The sequence below is a fragment of the Polaromonas sp. P5_D5 genome, from assembly GCF_054049435.1.
The window spans coordinates 981,992-999,487 of sequence record NZ_JBFUMJ010000001.1 but is presented as its reverse complement, the minus strand read 5'-3'; the positions used below and the strand labels follow the sequence as shown (position 1 = coordinate 999,487).

Below are 17,496 nucleotides of genomic sequence, written 5' to 3'. Positions count from 1 at the left end.
AAGGTTTGGGGTAGAGCATGGCCGGTACAGCGTTGTCGAATGCCGGCGACGGAAAGATCAACGTGCCGCAGCCGCGCCGCCACGCACGCTGGCTTCGCGCACACCGGCACCGCGAACTTCGAGCCTGATCTCGTCGGCCACTTTGCCGCCGGCATCGACCAGCTGCACCACATGCCGGCCCGGCCAGGGCATCCACTGCGCCTGGGCCCCGCGCGCAAACTCCTTGCCGTCCATCAGCCAGCGCGTGCCGCGGCCTTCGGCGCTGAAGCTGACGCGCTGGTGTTTGGGCGGAATGTCCGGGTCTAGCGCAATGATGGTGCCGGAGGCAGGGGCGGTGATGCGGGGCGGGGCATCGGGCTCAGCAACCGCTTTTTTGATGCCATTTCTGGCTGTGGCCCTTTCAGGTCGGGCGCCACCAGCTCCTGAATTCATAGCAAAAACGGTTTGCTCCGTGCCTTTCAGGAACCATTCGCTGCGGGATGCTTCCAGCGGCGTGCCGCCCTGGTTGCCAAACCGGGTCTGGCTTTGCACGAGGCCGGCGGGCGGCAGCGGCGCGCGGCTGGGTTCTGTTTTGTGCAGGTAATTCATCACCGCGGCCCAGATGGGGGCGGCGCCTGTGGTGCCGCTCACGTCCCACATGGGCGCGCCGCTGGCATTGCCCACCCACACGCCCACGGTGTAGCGCTGCGAAAAGCCCATGGCCCAGTTGTCGCGCATGTCCTTGCTGGTGCCGGTTTTCACGGCGCTCCAGAAACGGGTGGCGAGGATGCTGTCGGTGCCGAAAGTGCGGGCGCGCGCCATTGGGTCGGCCATGATGTCGGTGGCGATGAAGGCTGCGCGGGCGTCCAGCGCAGGCTTGAACTGGGGCTTGGGGTTCCGCTGCAGCGCAGTGGGGCTGTAGCGCCCGCCATTGGCCAGCGTGCGGTAGGCGTTGGTGAGGGACAGCAAAGAGACCTCGCTGCTGCCCAGCGCCAGGCTGTAGCCGTAGTAGTCGCCGGATTCCTTGAGCGGCAGGCCGACGGCCTTCAGTTGTTTGTGAAAAGCGTCGGGCGACACCATCACCAGTGTGCGCACGGCCGGCACGTTCAGCGAAGCACCGAGTGCGGTGCGCGCCGACACCAGGCCCTTGAACTGCCGGTCGTAGTTTTGCGGAATGTAAAGCCCTCCCGCGGTCTGGATCTGCGAAGAGGAATCTTCGAGCAACGAAGCCGCGGTGATGCGGCGCTCGGCAATGGCCTCAGCATACAAAAATGGTTTGAGCGTGGAGCCCGGCTGGCGCAGCGCCATCACGCCGTCGACTTCGGCCGCGCCGCTCAGTTCGCCCGACGAACCTACCCAGGCCAGCACCTCGCCGGTGGCGTTGTCCAGCACGACAATGGCGCCGTCTTCGACATGGCGGCCGCGCAGCTCGCGCAGCTGCTGGGTCAGGGTCTGCACGGCAAAGCGCTGCAGCGGAGCGCGCGCGGTGGAAACCAGCGTGCGGGGCACGCCCGTACGCCCAGGGGTATCGGCCTGGGCCGCGAGCAGCCGGCGCGCCAGGTGCGGCGCCACGCCTTCGCTGGGGTCAAACGCCTTGCGCTGCAGCGCGGCAGTGGCAAGCAGGTCCAGACCCTCGCAGTCGGCCTTGGCCGGCGCTTGCATGGTTTTCAGCACGCCGCAAGCTCGCTGCGAGACCTGCGCGGCCTTGGCGTTGGGCGCACGCACCAGCGCGGCGGCGATCGCGGCCTCGCGCTCATCCAGCCCATGCGCAGCCTTGCCAAACAGTGTGCGGCTCAGCGCGTCGATGCCGACAAGTTCGCCGCGAAAAGGCACAAGATTCAGGTACGCCTCCAGGATCTGGTCCTTGCGCCAGCGTGCCTCCAGCACCTGGGCCGACACGGTCTGCCCCACCTTTTGCGCCATGCTGCGGCCACCCGCACCGGCGCGCCAGTCCTCGTCGAGCAGTCCTGCCAGCTGCATGCTGAGGGTGGAAGCACCGCGGGTTTTGGTGTTCCACAGATTGCCCCAGGCCGCCGCAGAGACCGCCCGCCAGTCCACACCGCTGTGCTCGTAAAAACGCTTGTCCTCACTCAGAATCAGTGCCGTGCGCAAGGCAGGCGAGACATCGGGCAGCGCCACCCACTGGCCGCGCCGCACGGCGCTGTCGATGCGCAGCCGCTGGATGAGCTCGCCGCCGCGGTCCAGAACCAGCATGTCGGAGGGCCTGTAGTCGCGTTTGACTTCGTCGAAGGTGGCGACGGCCCAGGCGGCGTCCATCATGGCCGCAGCCAGTAGCAATGCTGTCGCAAGCTTGCGTGTCATGTGCTTCATGCCGGCAGCCCGATCTTGGTCGCCGCATTGAAGAGCTGGAAAAATGGCGCCTGCCAGGGTCCTTCGGACTCCACCGCCGTTTGCACCAGCACGGTTTGTGTCACGCGGTCCACCAGCACGCGCTGGCCGTGGTGGCCGTTCATCATCATCCAGCTGCCGTCGGGCTTGGGGTGCCAGAAGAAATACTTGTAGCCGGAAAGGCGCATGGCGGTGCCGTGCCGGCCCTGCGCATCAGCTGCCGACCATGAGGAGCATTCGTCAATCCACTTCTTGCTGACGACCTGGCGGCCTTCCATGACGCCGTCCTGTGCGATCAGTTGCGCAAGCCGTGCCCAGTCGCGCAGACGCGCGCCAAAGCCTATGCAGTTGAACTCCTTGCCCTTGCCGTCGCACAGCCAGCTGGCGCCGCCCTCGGCGCCCAGCGGTTGCCACAGGGCTTCTTCGCAAAAGGCCGCCAGCGGTTTTCCGGTGACCTGACGGATAACCATGCCGATGGTCAGCGGGCACAGTTCGTTGTAGTTGTAGCGTGTGCCGGGCGGCTCCTGCACGGCGTTCCAGCCGCGCACCACGGCTTCCAGGTCAGTATTTCCGCCGGTGAATGCACGCGGGTAGATGGTGGGGTTGTCGCGGTCATGCAGGATGGCCGCGCCGCTGGACATATTGGCCAGGTGGCGCAGGGCAATGCCGCCGTGCAGCGTTCCCTTCAGTTCGTCAACGTACATCTGCGGCGTGTCGTCCATGGAGCGGACCAGACCGCGGTCCAGGCAGATGCCCAGCAGCAGCGACGTCACACTTTTGGCCATGGACCAGCTCGTCATGCGCATGTCGGGCTTGCGGTCGAACTGGTAGGACTCCAGCAGCACCGTGCCCTTGCGCGCGATGAGCAGGCCCGTCACGGGCCAGGCCTTGAGGTAGTCTGCCGCCGATTCCGCAATGGGTACGAATGCCTTGAGGCTTTCGGCCGATGCCGCCTTCAGCGTGGAAGCCTGCGCGGGCGCGGCGATGGGTCGCGCCCGGAACATGGTTTCGTAGCCGCCGGAATAGTTGCCAATGCGGTAGTCCTTGTCGGTCCAACTGCGGTTGCCGCCCCAGCCGGTCGGGTAGCCGAAGCGCTGCCAGTCGGCGGCGGCCGCGGCCGCAACGCGCGGCAGGGCAATGCCCGCAGCCAGTGCGACGGCCAGGGAACGCCGCTGGATCATTTTGCGGCTTCCACCTTCACCCGTGCATTCGGCGACTCGCCAAACATCTCGGGCGCATACATGGCCTCGACCCGGCTAGGCGGTAGCGCGAAGTCGCCGACGTTGTTCAGGCGCACGGTGTATTCCATCTTCACCACGCCCTTGGGCAGGTATTCGTAGTAACTGCGGAAGGCCTCAAAACTGCGCTCTTCAAACGCCGGCCAGCCTGCGCCGGTTTTCTTTTCGCCGCTGGTGGCGATTTCGGAGTCACGGCCCAGACCGCCGCCGAGGATCGTTGCGCCGCCCGGCACCGGGTCGCTGATGACGACCCAGGTCATGTCGGCGCTGGCGTTGACTTCCAGCGTGATGCGGATCACGTCGCCGCGCGTGTAGATGCCTTTGACGGCCTGCTCTACCGGGGTGATCGTTTTCTTGATCTGGTAGCCGGCGTTGAAAGGCGCCTTCAGCTGGATGGCCGCGATGGACTGCAACGTGAGCCACGGTTTGCCTGGGCCTTGATGCGTTACGGTCAACGTGTCCTTCGCTGCGCTGCCCCAAGGCAGGAACATGCTGTTGTTGCGCAGGTTGCCGGGCGAAGCCGGTGCGCCGAAGAAGGTGGTCTGGTTGGGTGCGCCGGCTGCGTCGGTGGTCTTGACGCGGTCAACCTTGGCCCAGTCAACGCTCGCCACGCTGGCGGCGGCCGCTGCCAGTGTGGCCTTGGTCACACCGGCCACGGGTGTGGCTTCAAACTTGGCCGAGAACTTGTCGAGCGCCAGGCCGCCCCACAGGTTGGCCGTGGTGGTGTGCCAGGCGCCCTTTTGCTGACGGGCGATAAAGCCGTTGGCCAGGCGGCCCATGTCATCTTTCCAGGCCGGGTCGTCCATCACGGCCAGCATCAGGCGCGCGGTGTTGACTTCACCGTTGGTCATCAGCCACCACCAGTAGTCGTCCTTTTCGGTGCTGAAGATCAGCTTGGTGCCCTGGAACGACAGGCGCGAACGCAGCACCTGATTGGCTTCGGCGATGCGCTGCTCACGCTGCGGCACATCGGCCACGCGTTTCAGGATGTTGAGCCAGTCGATCACAGCGTGCGTAGGCCACTGGTTGGGCGCAATCGTGATGCTGCCCAGCATGCGGCCCTGCGCCTTGCCGTAGCGCGAGAGCGCTTCCAGCGCGGCCAGCTTGCGCACGTCGAGGTCTTTGCGCGGGCTCCAGAACTCGCGCTGGATACGGCCTTCCACAAACGCGATCAGGCCGCGCTCCATGGGGGCGCGCGCATCGTCGGGCAGGGCAAACGCCGGGTTGATGCCGGAGGCTTCGTGCGTGGCGGCCAGCAGGTAGGCCGTCAGTGCATCGCTGCCGCGATTCGCTTCACCGTCGCGCGGCGGGAAGTAGTTGGCCAGGCCATCGCTGTCCAGGTAGCTGGGCAGTTGTGCCAGCACGGTCTGCCACAGCTTGCTGTCGCGCAGCCCCACCGATTTGCTGGTTTTTTGCTCGAGGCAGATGAAAGGGTACATCGCGAAATAGTCGCGCACACCGTCCATGCCTTCTGCGAGTTTCGGCTGCAGCGACATCTTCAGGCCGCCGCGGCCGGGCAGGGCGTCGGCCGGTGGGTTCACGTCCAGCGTGAAGTTGCCGTCGACCTGCACCAGTGTGGCTTGCTGCACCGTCAGCGGCACGGCCGGGATGATGCGCTGGCGTGCCTTGAGGCCGTCGCGTGCGCCGGAAATCGTGTCTTTGGCTTCGATCTCCCACAGGATGGCTTCAGCACGGGTGAATGCGAGCTGCGCCGGTGCGGTGACCATCCAGGCCACTTCGCGCGCTTCGCCGGCGGGGATGTCCACCGTCTGCGGTTTCAGGTCAAGCAGCGTGGCGCGCGGGCTCACTTCCACCTTCATGGCTACTTTGGTGGTGTTGCGCAGCGTCAGTTGCGCGCGGAACTGGTCGTCCTCGCGCACCAGCGGCGGCAGGCCGCTGATGATTTGCAGGTCCTGTGTGGCCTTGATGTTGGTCTGGCCCGTGCCGAAGAGGCCGGTGCCTGCGTCAGCCACCGCCACAATCTTGAAGGTGGTCAGCGCGTCGTTGAGCGGCACCATCACCACGGCCTGGCCGTTGGCGTCCAGTTGCACCTTCGGGTTCCACAGCAGCAGGGTGTCGAGCAGTTCGCGCGTGTTGCTTCGCCCGCCGCCGCCGCCGGCTGCCACAGCCTTGCGCCCGAAATGCCTGCGCCCGATGATTTCCATCTGCGCGGTCGAGGTTTCCACGCCCCAGGCGCGGCGCTGCAACATTGCGTCCAGCAAGTTCCAGCTGCTATTGGGCATCAGCTCCAGCAGGGCCTGGTCCACCGCGGCCAGCGCCACTTCGGCATTGGCGGCCGGCTGGCCGTTGGGCAGCCTGGCGGTAATGGTTACCTTGGCCTGGCTGCGCACGGCGTAGCTTTCCTTGTCGGTTTTCACGCTGACGTCAAGCTGGTGCGCCTTGGTGCCTACACGTATTTCAGCCACGCCCAGGCGGAAGGCTGGCTTGCTCAAATCGACCAGCGCGGTAGGCGCGACGTATTCGCGGCCTTCGTACCAGAAGGATGTCCACCACTCACGCGGCGCCTTGTAGCCCCAGGTGAAAAAGCTGTACCAGGGCACTTCGCGCAGCCGGCCGCGCAGGGCCAGCACGCTCACGTACACATTGGGGCCCCAGCCTTCCTTGATCTGAAGGTTCACCGTCGGGTCCTGGCCGTTGAGCTGTACCACCTGGGTTTCGACGATGCCTTCACGCTCAACGGCGACCAGTGCCGTGGCAAACCGGAAGGGCATGCGCACCTGGAACTTGGCGGTCTCGCCGGGCTGGTAGCTTTTCTTCTCGGGCAGCACGTCCATGCGGTCGTGGTCTTCGCCGCCAAACCAGAGTTCGCCCTGGCGGGTGACATACACGTTGCTGGCGGCCTGGATGGTGTTGCCGTCCTTGTCCTTGGCCGTCACGATGAGTTCGACCTCGCCGGGTTCGCCGAGCTTGGTCTCGCACAGCAGCAATCCGCGCGAGTCGCTCTTGCCGCTGCAGACACTGCCGAGGTCCTTGACTTCGGTCTTGTTGTCGTAGGTGTAGAAGCCGCCCACCATGCGCTTGCGGCTGGTGGTGGTGATCCGCGCCACGGCCTTCACCTCGAGCGATACGCCAGGGGCGATCTTGCCGGTCAGGTCAAGCGCCAGCGCCTGGAACTTGATCTTCTGGCTGGAAGAAACCCAGCCTTCTGTCTTGATGCCCGCCACCACGGCCGCAGGCCAGACGGTGGAAGTGCTGCGAATGGTCTGCACTTCGCCGTTCGGGTCGGCATAGGTGGCTTCCATCAGCAGCTCCTGCGGCTGCCTGCGCTCGGGGATGTCGTTGATGGTGAGCTTGCCGGCGCCATTGCGGTCCAGCGTCAGCGGCAGTTTGTCGGCAATCACACGCTGGTCCTGCGACGAGGTGCTTTCCTCTTCGCCCTGGTTGCCGGCGGTGCCGCGGCCGGTGCTTGGCGGCGAGAAATTGAACTCGTCGAAATCGCTGTAGCTCAGGGACTTGCCGCGCACCAGCGCCGACACCCGTACGGGCAGGGCCACGGCGCCACCGCCCGCCACGTAATTGATCTGCACGTCGGTTGGCACGGACTTCACATTGACGAGTGGCTTTTTATCGGAAGGATTGATGCGGCCTTCAAGCACCGGCAAACGGAACTCTTCCACACGGAACTGCCCGCTGGAAAAACTGCGCTCGCGGCTGCCACGTTCGCCCCGGAGTTGCACCTCATACACGCCCAGCTTGGCAGCAGGCGGGATGGCAAAAGTGTTTTCGGCGCTTTGCCCGCCCGTGGCGGTCTTGCGCCAGGTGATGGGCTGGGTGTATTGCTGGCCGCTGCCGACATGGGTCACGACCAGCGTGGCCGGCGCGCCCTCGGGCAGGCCAAAACCCTTGCTGGTTTCAGTGCGCAGCAGGTGTTTCATCGACACCGTTTCGCCGGCGCGGAACAGCGTGCGGTCAAAGACCGTGTGTGCCCGTTCGTTGGGCAGGGGGTCGCGGCTGGTCGGCACGTTGAAGCGCCAGGGTTCAATGCCCTTGTGCCAGTCGCTCCAGGTGAAGGCCAGGTCTTCAACACCGCTGACCGTGCTGCGCGCGCTGACAAAGTAGGCATTGGCAGAGTTGTCACCCGAGCAGCGTGGCGGCTCGGAAGACAGGCCGCTGAAATTGGCGATGCCCTGTGCGTTGGTGACAGCCTTGGCGATCTCGGCGCCGTTGCAGCCCGAGACGCGCACGGTGGCGCCTGCCACCGGCGCGCCCTTGTCGAGCGTGGTGACCCAGGCCAGCGAGTTTTCGCGGCCCAGCTTGAAGTGCACGCCCAGGTTGGTCACCAGGGCGGAAGTGCGCACATACATGGTCCGGCTGTTACCGTAGCGTTCGTCGAGCAGCGAGCTGCCCAATTTTTGCGAAGCGATCTCTACCACGTGAAAACCGGGTGCCAGCGGTATGCCGACCACCTCAAACGGGCGTGGGTCGGTGCCTGCGGCGGGCTTGGGCAGGTCCAGTGTCTTCACGCCGGCCTGGCCGGCCAGCAGCGACACCATGCGCGATTGCACGTAGTCCCGGTCGCGTGACTCCAGCGGTTTGGGAAGGGGCCCCTTGATGTCGGCAGCAGCCGTCTTGCGCGAAACCTGGTAGTCGTCGTAACGCTGCACCTTACGGAACCACGCGATGATCTCGGCGTCGGTGCGGGGCTGGAGGTCACTGACCTTTCCGGCCGGTGCCGTGCCGGGCGTGAGCCCTTTCACGGGCAGCAGGGCTTCGACATTGCGCAACGTGACGGGCAGCAGGGCCGGGTCGCCCGGTTTGGTGTTGGGTTCGGCAAAGCGTTCGACGATGCCGAAGGGAGAGGCGGCGAACTTGGCCAGTGGCGGCATGGAGCCGGTAGCCACCTTGAGAGGGAAGCTGTCGGCATTGCGCAGCGTACGGCCGGAAGCGTCCTTGAAACCCTTGGGCAGCTCCAGCATGAACTGCGCCTGTTCGGGAAACAGCGGCTTGAAGGTGATGTTGCTGACCAGGCTGTCGCCGTCGCTGTTGCCTTCCTCGAAGGCGGGCTTGAACGTGTCCTTGTCGCCCTTCAGGCGAATGGCCTCGGCCAGCTTGCGCGGCACGGGGGTATTGAAGTTCAGGGTCATGGGCCGCATCGGCAGGCAGGCCGACTGGGCGTTTTCGCGTTCGCAGGTGAAGCTGGCCGCAAACGGCTCGCGTACCTGGAAGTTGTAGCGTTTCTCGACTGAATTGGGAATGCCGCTGGGTGTGCTGACGCCTTTGCCGTACACCAGTTGCACCTTGGCGGCCGACGTCAGGCGCCGGTTGCAGGTCAGGGTGGCGTAGCGCAGCGGCTCCTGGGCAGCGGCCTTTTCCAGGCCCAGCGACTTGAGCAGTTCGTTGCGCTCGTTACCGTCGATGAGCTTGACAGGAACACGTTCACCCAGGCCTTCCACGTTGCACCAGACGTTTTCGCGAATGCTGGCCAGTGTGGCGGCGCCGTTGAACTGCAGCACGAAGTACTGTTCTTCGTCGATGCGCTCATAGGTGCCGGGGCGAAGGTTCTGGATGAAGGGGCCGCCGGTGTTGAATTTATAGGAAGTGTTGCCGCCCACGGGCTGGCTCTTGGGAGACTTGAAGGTGCTGACCACCTGTACCGAACAGCTCACGCCGGGTGGCAGGTCGTTTTCAAATTCGAAAGCCCATTCGCGTTCATTGATCCAGCGGCCGGAGCCCTTGGTGGCCTGCGCGTCGCTGCAACTCAGCGACAGCGGGGCAGGTGCCTTGGGGTCGCCGAAATTGACGGCGCCTTCGTCAAATTTGGCGACGATTTGCCTGACACGCGCGACTTCGCCCTGCGGCGAAAGACTGGTGATTTGCAGGGCATGGGCATGCAGCGAAACAGCCGCGATCAGTGCCAAAGCGGCTTTTTTCATTATTGGGCTCACGTTTTCCTCTCCTTCGGGAGGCCAAGCGTAGCCGATTTGGATGTAACAAAATGTCCCGTGAAATGGGCAAAAACCGCCTAAAAAAAGCGGGCCTGAAGCCCGCTGGGGTGATTTTTCAGAGGGCCTTTCAGCGAAAAGCGGAAGGCCCCTGCGTCAGGACGCTCAGCTGAAGTTCACCGGCACAAAAATTTTGCTGTCGCCCCGCTGTATCAGAAGCGCCACGGATTTCTCCGCTTTGGCCACGGTGGCACCTATTTGGTCGATTTTTTGCACTATTGCCTGTGGATTCATCTACTCATCCGCGCGAACCCCGCTTGAAAAGACGGTTAGGACTTCTGGTCAGGTGATGAAAGATTTTGTGGCGGCCAAACGAGCAACGCCATTTGCTTCTGCGTTCAATTCTTTCGAAAAACCCGCTGTCTAGTCTGAGCGGTCGCGGTTGGCTGCTCATGTTCAGTTGTTGTGACGCAGGTGAATTTTCACCATCGCGTGTGGTTACCTCTGCCCGGTCCGCGCTAAAGCTGTTTGATTAAAACGTTTGCTGGACTTCCTCTGCGTTAACTAATGAAAACGACTTGTGGTGGTCAGACGACGAGTGCGATTTGATTTGGTTTGCCGGATCCGTTCAACATAAACTGGCAGCGGCTATCAATAAATAACGAACAGTGCAGGGAGCGTATGACTCAGGGAAAAGCAGTTGCGGTGGAAGAGACGCCAGGGAACGCACAAAAAATCAATAGAGCAAGTTGTATTGCCGCTGTCTCTGCCGCCAGTGTGTCTTCTCGCGCTGCAGCCATTGGGTTACTTCCCCGACGCTCACTCGCCCGTTTTCATAGAGGGCCCCGCTACTTCACCAGTCCGGCTTTTCGGCTTGGGTGATGGCTTTCACTTCCGTAGCCAAACTCGAAACCACAGCGCCCATGACTCAGGCGCGTGAGACAAACTTTAAAAAGCTGGTGGACCAGGGCTACATCTCCGGCCACACCATACAAGACAAAGCCCGAGAACGCGTCGAACTGGAGCGCGATCTGGTCACCCAGCGCGAAAATCTCACCACCCTGAAAGCGCCCGTCGCCGCCGTAGTGCAGCAGCTCGCCATTCACACCACAGGCGGCGTCACCGAAGCGCAGGCGCTGATGATCATCGTGCCCGAGGGCGTGCAAGTCACAGCCGAAGTCACGCTGGAGAACAGGGACATCGGCTTCGTCAGCGCAGGCAACGGCGCCGAGATCAAGCTCGAAACCTTTCCCTATACACGTTACGACACGGTGCAAGCCGGCGTAGACCGTGTCACGGCCGACGCCATAACGATGAAAAGCGCGGCGCAATTTTTCCGTGACGCTGGCCCTAAAGACCAAGCAAATCGACGTACACGGAAAGATGATCCAGCTGACGCCTGGGATGAACCAGATCGCAGAAATCGAAACCGGGCAGCGGCACGTAATTGAGTATTTGCTAGGTCCGATTCAGCGGGCGGGAAAGGTCTTGAGGGAAAGATGAGCGCTTGACGCGTTCATATGTGTGTGCAGATAGCTGGGTATATAGCTTTTGGTGACTAAATAACTGCGTTTAAAAAGGGATGATTATGGGAATCAAAATTGACAATGCTGGAACCGTAAGTGCTAATTTCGGTGGGATTTCGGTCTCGGGGAATCAATCTACCGGGCAAACGAACATTAGCGCAGGAGGCCAGTCTTATTCATATAACTTTAATACGCACACGGCCTCTGGAAGCGCCTTGGGCATTACGTTCACGGAAGACGGTGATGGTGCGATCGACATATCGTATACAAGAGGGCCGTTCACGATTGGCCAGCATATTGATGCTCAGGGGAACAGTTCTTTCTATGTGCAAGCCAAGGCGAACAACGGCATAGTCGATGCGTCGCAAAGAATCACGGTAACGGCCGATCCCGCAGGGGGCTTAAATTACGATTGGACCCAGTCCGTTAAGGTGGGCGGACAGGAAACTGATGGATCATCCGGTAGCGGTCATGTGTCTGTTGATGATATTGCTGGCAGATTTGGGGGCGGCATCGGGCAAGCGGCTGAGGCTATACGAGACAGGCAACGTCAAATTGACGGAATTCTGGACGACATTGACCCACCCACAAACAAGAAGTTCGTGGAGGCCCGTAAATTTGTCGTTAGCCGTGACCCTCTAGTCCTGGACCTGGACGGCGACGGTCTGGAGCTGGCAGGCGCCAGTGGAGCTACCCTCTTTGACCACAATGCCGACGGCATCAAGACAGGCACTGGTTGGGCCAGGCCCGATGACGGCTTCCTGGTGCGGGACCTCAACGGCAACGGCACCATAGATACCGGCCGGGAACTCTTTGGTGTAGACACCATTAAGAGCAACAGCACACTGGCTACTGACGGCTTCGATGCCTTGGGTGATCTGGACGCCAACGGCGACGGTTTCATCACCAATGCAGATGCCGCATATGGTGATCTCAAGATATGGCAAGACGCTAATCAGGACGGCATTACCCAGAGCGGCGAGCTCAAGACGCTGACCGAGCTCAACATCACCAGCATTGGCGTCAACGGAAGCGGCACGGGCCCACAAGCGGGGCAGGTCATCAACAACAACACCGTAGCTTTGAGCGCCACGTTTACTCAGAACGGCCAGACGCATACCGTCGGCGCGATCGACCTCGAAACCAACAACTTCTTCACTGAGTTCCCGCCTGAAGTGGTGGATGAGGCGGGCAACCCTGTCCCCATTAGCGAGCAGGCCCGGGCGTTGCCGCAGATGGATGGCTCAGGCATGGTACGCAACATGCGAGCCGCAGCAAGTATTGACAGTGATTTTGCAGATGCATTACAAACCTTCGCTGCCGCCACCACGCGAAGTGATCAACGTAACCAGCTGGATGGACTGGTCCTCAAGTGGGCGAAAACCTCCGATTATTTTGGTCAAACGCCTGCTGGTTTTAACGTCAACATTACTTACAACCTTCCTGCCGGGATGACGGAAATTGAATATATGAAGATGATTCATATACTCGAAGCCTTTAACGGCAGCCGGTTCTATGGCGATGAAAACGGTGGCCCGCGCCCTGCGGGTTTTACCGTGCGTCTGGAGACAGACCCATACGACGGGCGGGCGGTTTATCACTACATCATCAGTCCGCCTGCACAGCAGATTGCGTTGTTACAGGAAGCCTATGAAGCGCTCAAGAACAGTGTTTATGACACGCTTGTGCTGCAAACTCGCCTCAAACCCTATACGGATGCCATCGAATTGGTGATTAGTGAGGCGGGTATCACATTCGACTTCACTGCGGTTTCTACGGCGTTTGAGTCTAGGTTCAATGCCGATGCGCCGAATGCGGTATTCGACTTGCTGGACATGCAAAAGTATGCGGGTGACCAGATGCGAGGCATGGGATGGTCTGTCTATAGCACCCTTGACAGCCTTATCCGGTCTGGAAGTCCGTCATCGGCTTTGCAGGCAGCTTTGGATGCAGAGCATATTGAATTGGTCGCCGCCGGTGTTCAAGCTGGGGCGGTAAGCAATGCCACCGGCGCGATTTTGCTGGGTAACTCGCTCGACAACTCGTTGACCGGGAGCGCAGGTGATGATTACCTGTATGGGGGCGCGGGCAACGACACACTCACAGCCGCAGGCGGCACCAACGTGCTGGACGGTGGCGACGGCGACGACATACTCACCGGCGGCTATGGCGGGCACGACACGCTGCTGGGCGGCGCCGGTAACGACATCATGACAGTGCTGGGCAGTTACAGCAGCGACAACGTGTTCGAAGGCGGTACCGGCAACGACACCATGACCGGCAGCTACTGGACAGATACCTATCGATTCAACCTGGGCGATGGGCAAGACACGATCATCGAGACGCAGACGAACAACAACATTACCGACAAGCTGGTCTTCGGAGGTGGCATTGCGGTCAGTGACATCAGTGCACTGCGCTCGGGCAACGACCTCGTGTTCAGCCACGTAAATGGGGTCGACAAGGTCACGGCCAAAGACTGGTTTGTCAGCGCAGGCAACCAGCTCGAGTCGATCGAGTTTGCCGATGGCACCGTGTGGACGGGCGCAGCCGTGACGGCAGCGGCGCTGATCGTCACCGGCACGGCCGGTGACGACGTCATGACCGGCACGGTCATGAACGACACCCTGCGCGGTATGGGTGGCAACGACAACATCACGGGCGGGGCTGGCAACAACGTGCTGGACGGCGGTGATGGCGACGACGTGCTCAGCGGCGGCTACGGCGCCAGCGACATGCTGCTGGGCGGCGCCGGCAACGACACCATGACAGTGTTCGGCGGCTACAGCAGCGACAACGTGTTCGAGGGCGGCACCGGCAACGACACGATGACCGGCAGTTACTGGAACGACACCTACAAGTTCAATCTGGGTGACGGACAGGACACCATCATCGAGACGCAGACGAACAACAATGTCACCGACAAGCTGGTCTTCGGCAGCGGTATCGCCGCCAGCGATATCAGTGCATTGCGATCAGGCAACGACCTGGTGTTCAGCCATGTGAATGGGGTCGATAAAGTCACCGCAAAAGACTGGTTTGCCAGTGTAGCGAGCCAGCTCGAGCGCATCGAGTTTGCCGACGGTACGGTGTGGACAGGCGCGGCCGTGACCGCATCGGCGCTGATCGTCACCGGCACCGCCGGGGACGACGTCATGACCGGCACGGTCATGGATGACACCCTGCGCGGCATGGGTGGCAACGACAACATCACTGCAGGAGGCGGCACCAACGTTCTTGATGGTGGCGACGGTAACGACGTACTCACGGGTGGCTACGGCGGGCACGACACCTTGCTGGGCGGAGCCGGCAACGACATCATGACGGTGTTGGGCAGCTACAGCAGCGACAACGTGTTCGAGGGTGGTACCGGCAACGACACAATGACCGGCAGTTACTGGAATGACACCTACAAGTTCAACCTGGGTGACGGACAGGACACCATCATCGAGCTGGCCAGCAACAACAACGTGACCGACAAGCTGGTGTTCGGCCCAGACATAGCCGTTGTCGATATCACTGCAGTGCGATCTGGTAATGATCTGGTGCTCGGTCATTCCAATGGCCTGGACAAAATTACAGTCAAGGATTGGTATGTCGCAGACGGCAGCCAGCTCGAACGAATCGAGTTTGCAGACGGCACGGTGTGGACGGGAGCCGCTGTAACGGCTGCGACCATGGAAATATTTGGCACCAGCGGTAACGATGTTCTCAGCGGCAATAGCGCTTACACAGAATTTCTGTATGGCGTGGGTGGCAACGATACCTTATATGGTGGCAGCAATGACACGCTTTATGGCGGTGATGGCAACGATGCTTTGTATGGTGGAGGCAATAACGAAACGTTTGACGGCGGGGATGGCAATGACACCTTGACCGGCTACTGGGGGGGCAGCAACGCGACCTTCATCGGTGGCGCCGGCAACGACGTGATCACCGGGTCTTACTACAACAACAAGTACATCTTCAACCTGGGCGATGGCCAGGACACTGTCAGCAATTACGACGGTGTCCACAGTGGCTATACCGACACATTGATCTTTGGTGCGGGCATTGATCCGGCCAACGTGACGGCCACGCGTTCCGGTATTGACATGGTGTTCAAGGTTACAGGCAGTACCGATCAGATCACAGTGCAGAACTGGTTCTATGACACAGCAGGCGGATTCCAGATCGAGCAGATCAAGTTTGCCGATGGCACGATCTGGAGCGCTCCAGCCTTGACCACTGCCGCGCTGGAGGTGTTTGGCACCAGCGGTAACGACGTTATCAGCGGCTCCGGGGTGTATGTGGATATTCTGCACGGCGCTGGCGGCAACGACACTCTGTATGGTGATACCAACGACACGCTCGATGGCGGGGATGGCAATGACAGCCTCAATGGCTTCTGGGCAGGAAGTGACGTGACCTTCATCGGCGGCGCCGGCAACGACGTGATCACCGGGTCTTACTACAACAACAAGTACATCTTCAACCTGGGCGATGGCCAGGACACTGTCAGTAATGACGATGGTGTTCACAGTGGCTATACCGACACACTGACCTTTGGTGCGGGCGTTGGCGCTGACCAGATCTGGCTGCGCCAGGTGGCCAACAACCTTGAAGTGGGCGTCATCGGCACCACTGATACCGTCACGCTGAATAACTGGTACCTCGGTAGCCAATACCATGTGGAGCAGTTCAAGACTGGCGACGGAAAGGTGTTGTTGGACAGCCAGGTGCAAAACCTGGTGGACGCCATGGCGGCCTTTGCACCACCGGCTGCGGGGGAAACCTCTTTGCCTGCCTCTTATCAGGCCAGCTTGCAGCCTGTCATTGCGGCGAATTGGCAATAGTGTTCATCGGCTAAACCTGCCTGCAGCCCCTGGATGCCCGACCCAGGGGCCGCGTGCTTCAACTACCCGAAATTCACCGGCACAAAAATTTTGCTGTCGCCCCGCTGTATCAGAAGCGCCACGGATTTCTCTGCTTTGGCCACGGTGGCGCGCACCTGGTCGATATTTTTCACCGGAACGCCGTTGATGGACAGCAATACATCACCGGCCTGCACTCCGGCCAGTGCCGCCGGGCCGCTGGCCTGCTGCACCACCAGGCCGTTGTCCACGCCGGCTTCCTGCTTTTCATCGGGCTGCAGCGGACGCAGCGCCAGGCCCAGCTTGCCCTGGTTGGGCGTGTCTTTTTTGGCGGCGGCCTGGGCCGTCTTTTCGTCGGCATTGGCCAGCCTGGCAGTGACCACCTTGGCGGCTCCCTGCCGCCAGATGTCCAGCTGGATGCTGTCGCCGGGCGCTGCCAGGCCGATCAGCGCGGGCAGGTCGCCCGAGGAGACGATGGGCTGGCCGTTCACGCCGCGGATCACGTCACCCGACTGCAGCCCGGCCTTGTCTGCCGGGCCGCCCTTTTCCACACTCGAAACCAGCGCGCCTTCGGGCTTGTCCAGCTTGAAGGAATCGGCAAAGGACTGGTTGACCTCTTGCACCGCTACCCCCAGGCGAGCATGTTCAACCTTGCCGGTCGCCACGATCTGGTTCTTGATCCGGACAGCCACGTCGACCGGGATGGCGAACGACACGCCCTGGTAGCCGCCGCTGCGGGTATAGATCTGCGAGTTAATGCCCACGACTTCGCCGCGTGCGTTGAACAGCGGGCCACCCGAGTTGCCCGGGTTGACCGCCACGTCGGTCTGGATGAAAGGCACGGCGCTGTCGTCAGGCAGCGAACGGCCCTTGGCGCTGACCACGCCGGCGGTCACGGTGTTTTCAAACCCGAAGGGCGAGCCGATGGCCAGCACCCATTCGCCGACCTTGAGCTCGCTGATCTTGCCGAGCGTCACCACGGGCAGGTTTTTGGCGTCAATGCGCAGCACCGCCACGTCGGTCTTGGGGTCGGCGCCCAGTACCTTGGCGCGGTACTCGCGCCGGTCGGTCAGCTTGACGGTGACCTCTTTTGCATCGCGCACCACGTGGGCGTTGGTCAGGATGATGCCGTCAGGGCTGACGATGAAGCCCGAACCCTGGCCGCGTGTGGGCATTTCCTGCTGCTGGCCGCCGCGGCCGCCACGGGCGCCCGGGCCCTGCTGGAAGCGTTTGAAGAATTCGAAGAACGGATCACCGGAGGGCGTGTCGTCGTCATCGCCGTCGTCCTGTGCCATCGGGGAGTCGTTTCGTACTTTGGTGGTGCCGGTCACGCTGATGTTGACGACCGCCGGGCCGTAGCGTTCGGTGATCTGCGAGAAGTCGGGCAGGGCCATGGGCACCGAGGTTGGGGTGCCGGCGGTAATGGCCGGAGGGACGGCCGCCGTGGCGGCAGGGTGCACGGCGTTGAGTGCACTAACGCCGGCGCCGCCTATGGCACCTGCAGCCAGAAGTGCAGCGACAAGCCGGGTATTTTTCAATGCTTCAGATTTCATGGATGGGCTTCCTTGCGTTGAGGGCACACACCGGTGCCGATGCGTACAACTATGGGGTGGCAGCCTTAGGCGGGGCTTAAATTTGCGCGACGCAG

7 protein-coding genes are annotated in these 17,496 nt (G+C 61.8%); 2 read left to right on the top strand and 5 right to left on the bottom strand.

The window, feature by feature from the left end; genetic code table 11:
• Positions 1 to 57 precede the first annotated feature (57 nt).
• The 4 genes from pbpC to ACXJKE_RS04905 all read right to left on the bottom strand — a co-directional run bounded on the left by pbpC (position 58) and on the right by ACXJKE_RS04905 (position 9,763).
• Complete coding sequence (gene pbpC / locus ACXJKE_RS04920) at positions 58 to 2,301, bottom strand: penicillin-binding protein 1C (RefSeq protein ID WP_457279437.1); 2,244 nt, start codon at positions 2,299 to 2,301, stop codon at positions 58 to 60.
• A 5-nt stretch (positions 2,302 to 2,306) separates the two neighbouring features.
• Positions 2,307 to 3,509, bottom strand: a complete 1,203-nt coding sequence (locus ACXJKE_RS04915; RefSeq protein ID WP_457279436.1) for a serine hydrolase domain-containing protein — start codon at positions 3,507 to 3,509, stop codon at positions 2,307 to 2,309.
• Positions 3,506 to 9,460, bottom strand: coding sequence for an alpha-2-macroglobulin family protein (locus ACXJKE_RS04910; RefSeq protein WP_457279799.1), 5,955 nt, complete (start codon positions 9,458 to 9,460; stop codon positions 3,506 to 3,508). The genes ACXJKE_RS04915 and ACXJKE_RS04910 overlap by 4 nt, the downstream gene beginning before the upstream one ends.
• 174 nt (positions 9,461 to 9,634) lie before the next feature.
• Positions 9,635 to 9,763, bottom strand: coding sequence for a hypothetical protein (locus ACXJKE_RS04905; RefSeq protein ID WP_457279813.1), 129 nt, complete (start codon positions 9,761 to 9,763; stop codon positions 9,635 to 9,637).
• A gap of 587 nt (positions 9,764 to 10,350) precedes the next feature.
• Here ACXJKE_RS04905 and ACXJKE_RS04900 point away from each other — a divergent pair.
• Complete coding sequence (locus tag ACXJKE_RS04900; RefSeq protein WP_457279435.1) at positions 10,351 to 10,920, top strand: HlyD family efflux transporter periplasmic adaptor subunit; 570 nt, start codon at positions 10,351 to 10,353, stop codon at positions 10,918 to 10,920.
• A gap of 290 nt (positions 10,921 to 11,210) precedes the next feature.
• Positions 11,211 to 15,830: a calcium-binding protein gene (locus tag ACXJKE_RS04895; protein WP_457279434.1), complete on the top strand. Its 4,620-nt coding sequence runs from the start codon at positions 11,211 to 11,213 to the stop codon at positions 15,828 to 15,830.
• A 62-nt stretch (positions 15,831 to 15,892) separates the two neighbouring features.
• Here the strand turns inward: ACXJKE_RS04895 and ACXJKE_RS04890 are convergent, their stop codons facing one another.
• Positions 15,893 to 17,401, bottom strand: a complete 1,509-nt coding sequence (locus ACXJKE_RS04890; RefSeq protein ID WP_457279433.1) for a DegQ family serine endoprotease — start codon at positions 17,399 to 17,401, stop codon at positions 15,893 to 15,895.
• Positions 17,402 to 17,496 lie beyond the last annotated feature (95 nt).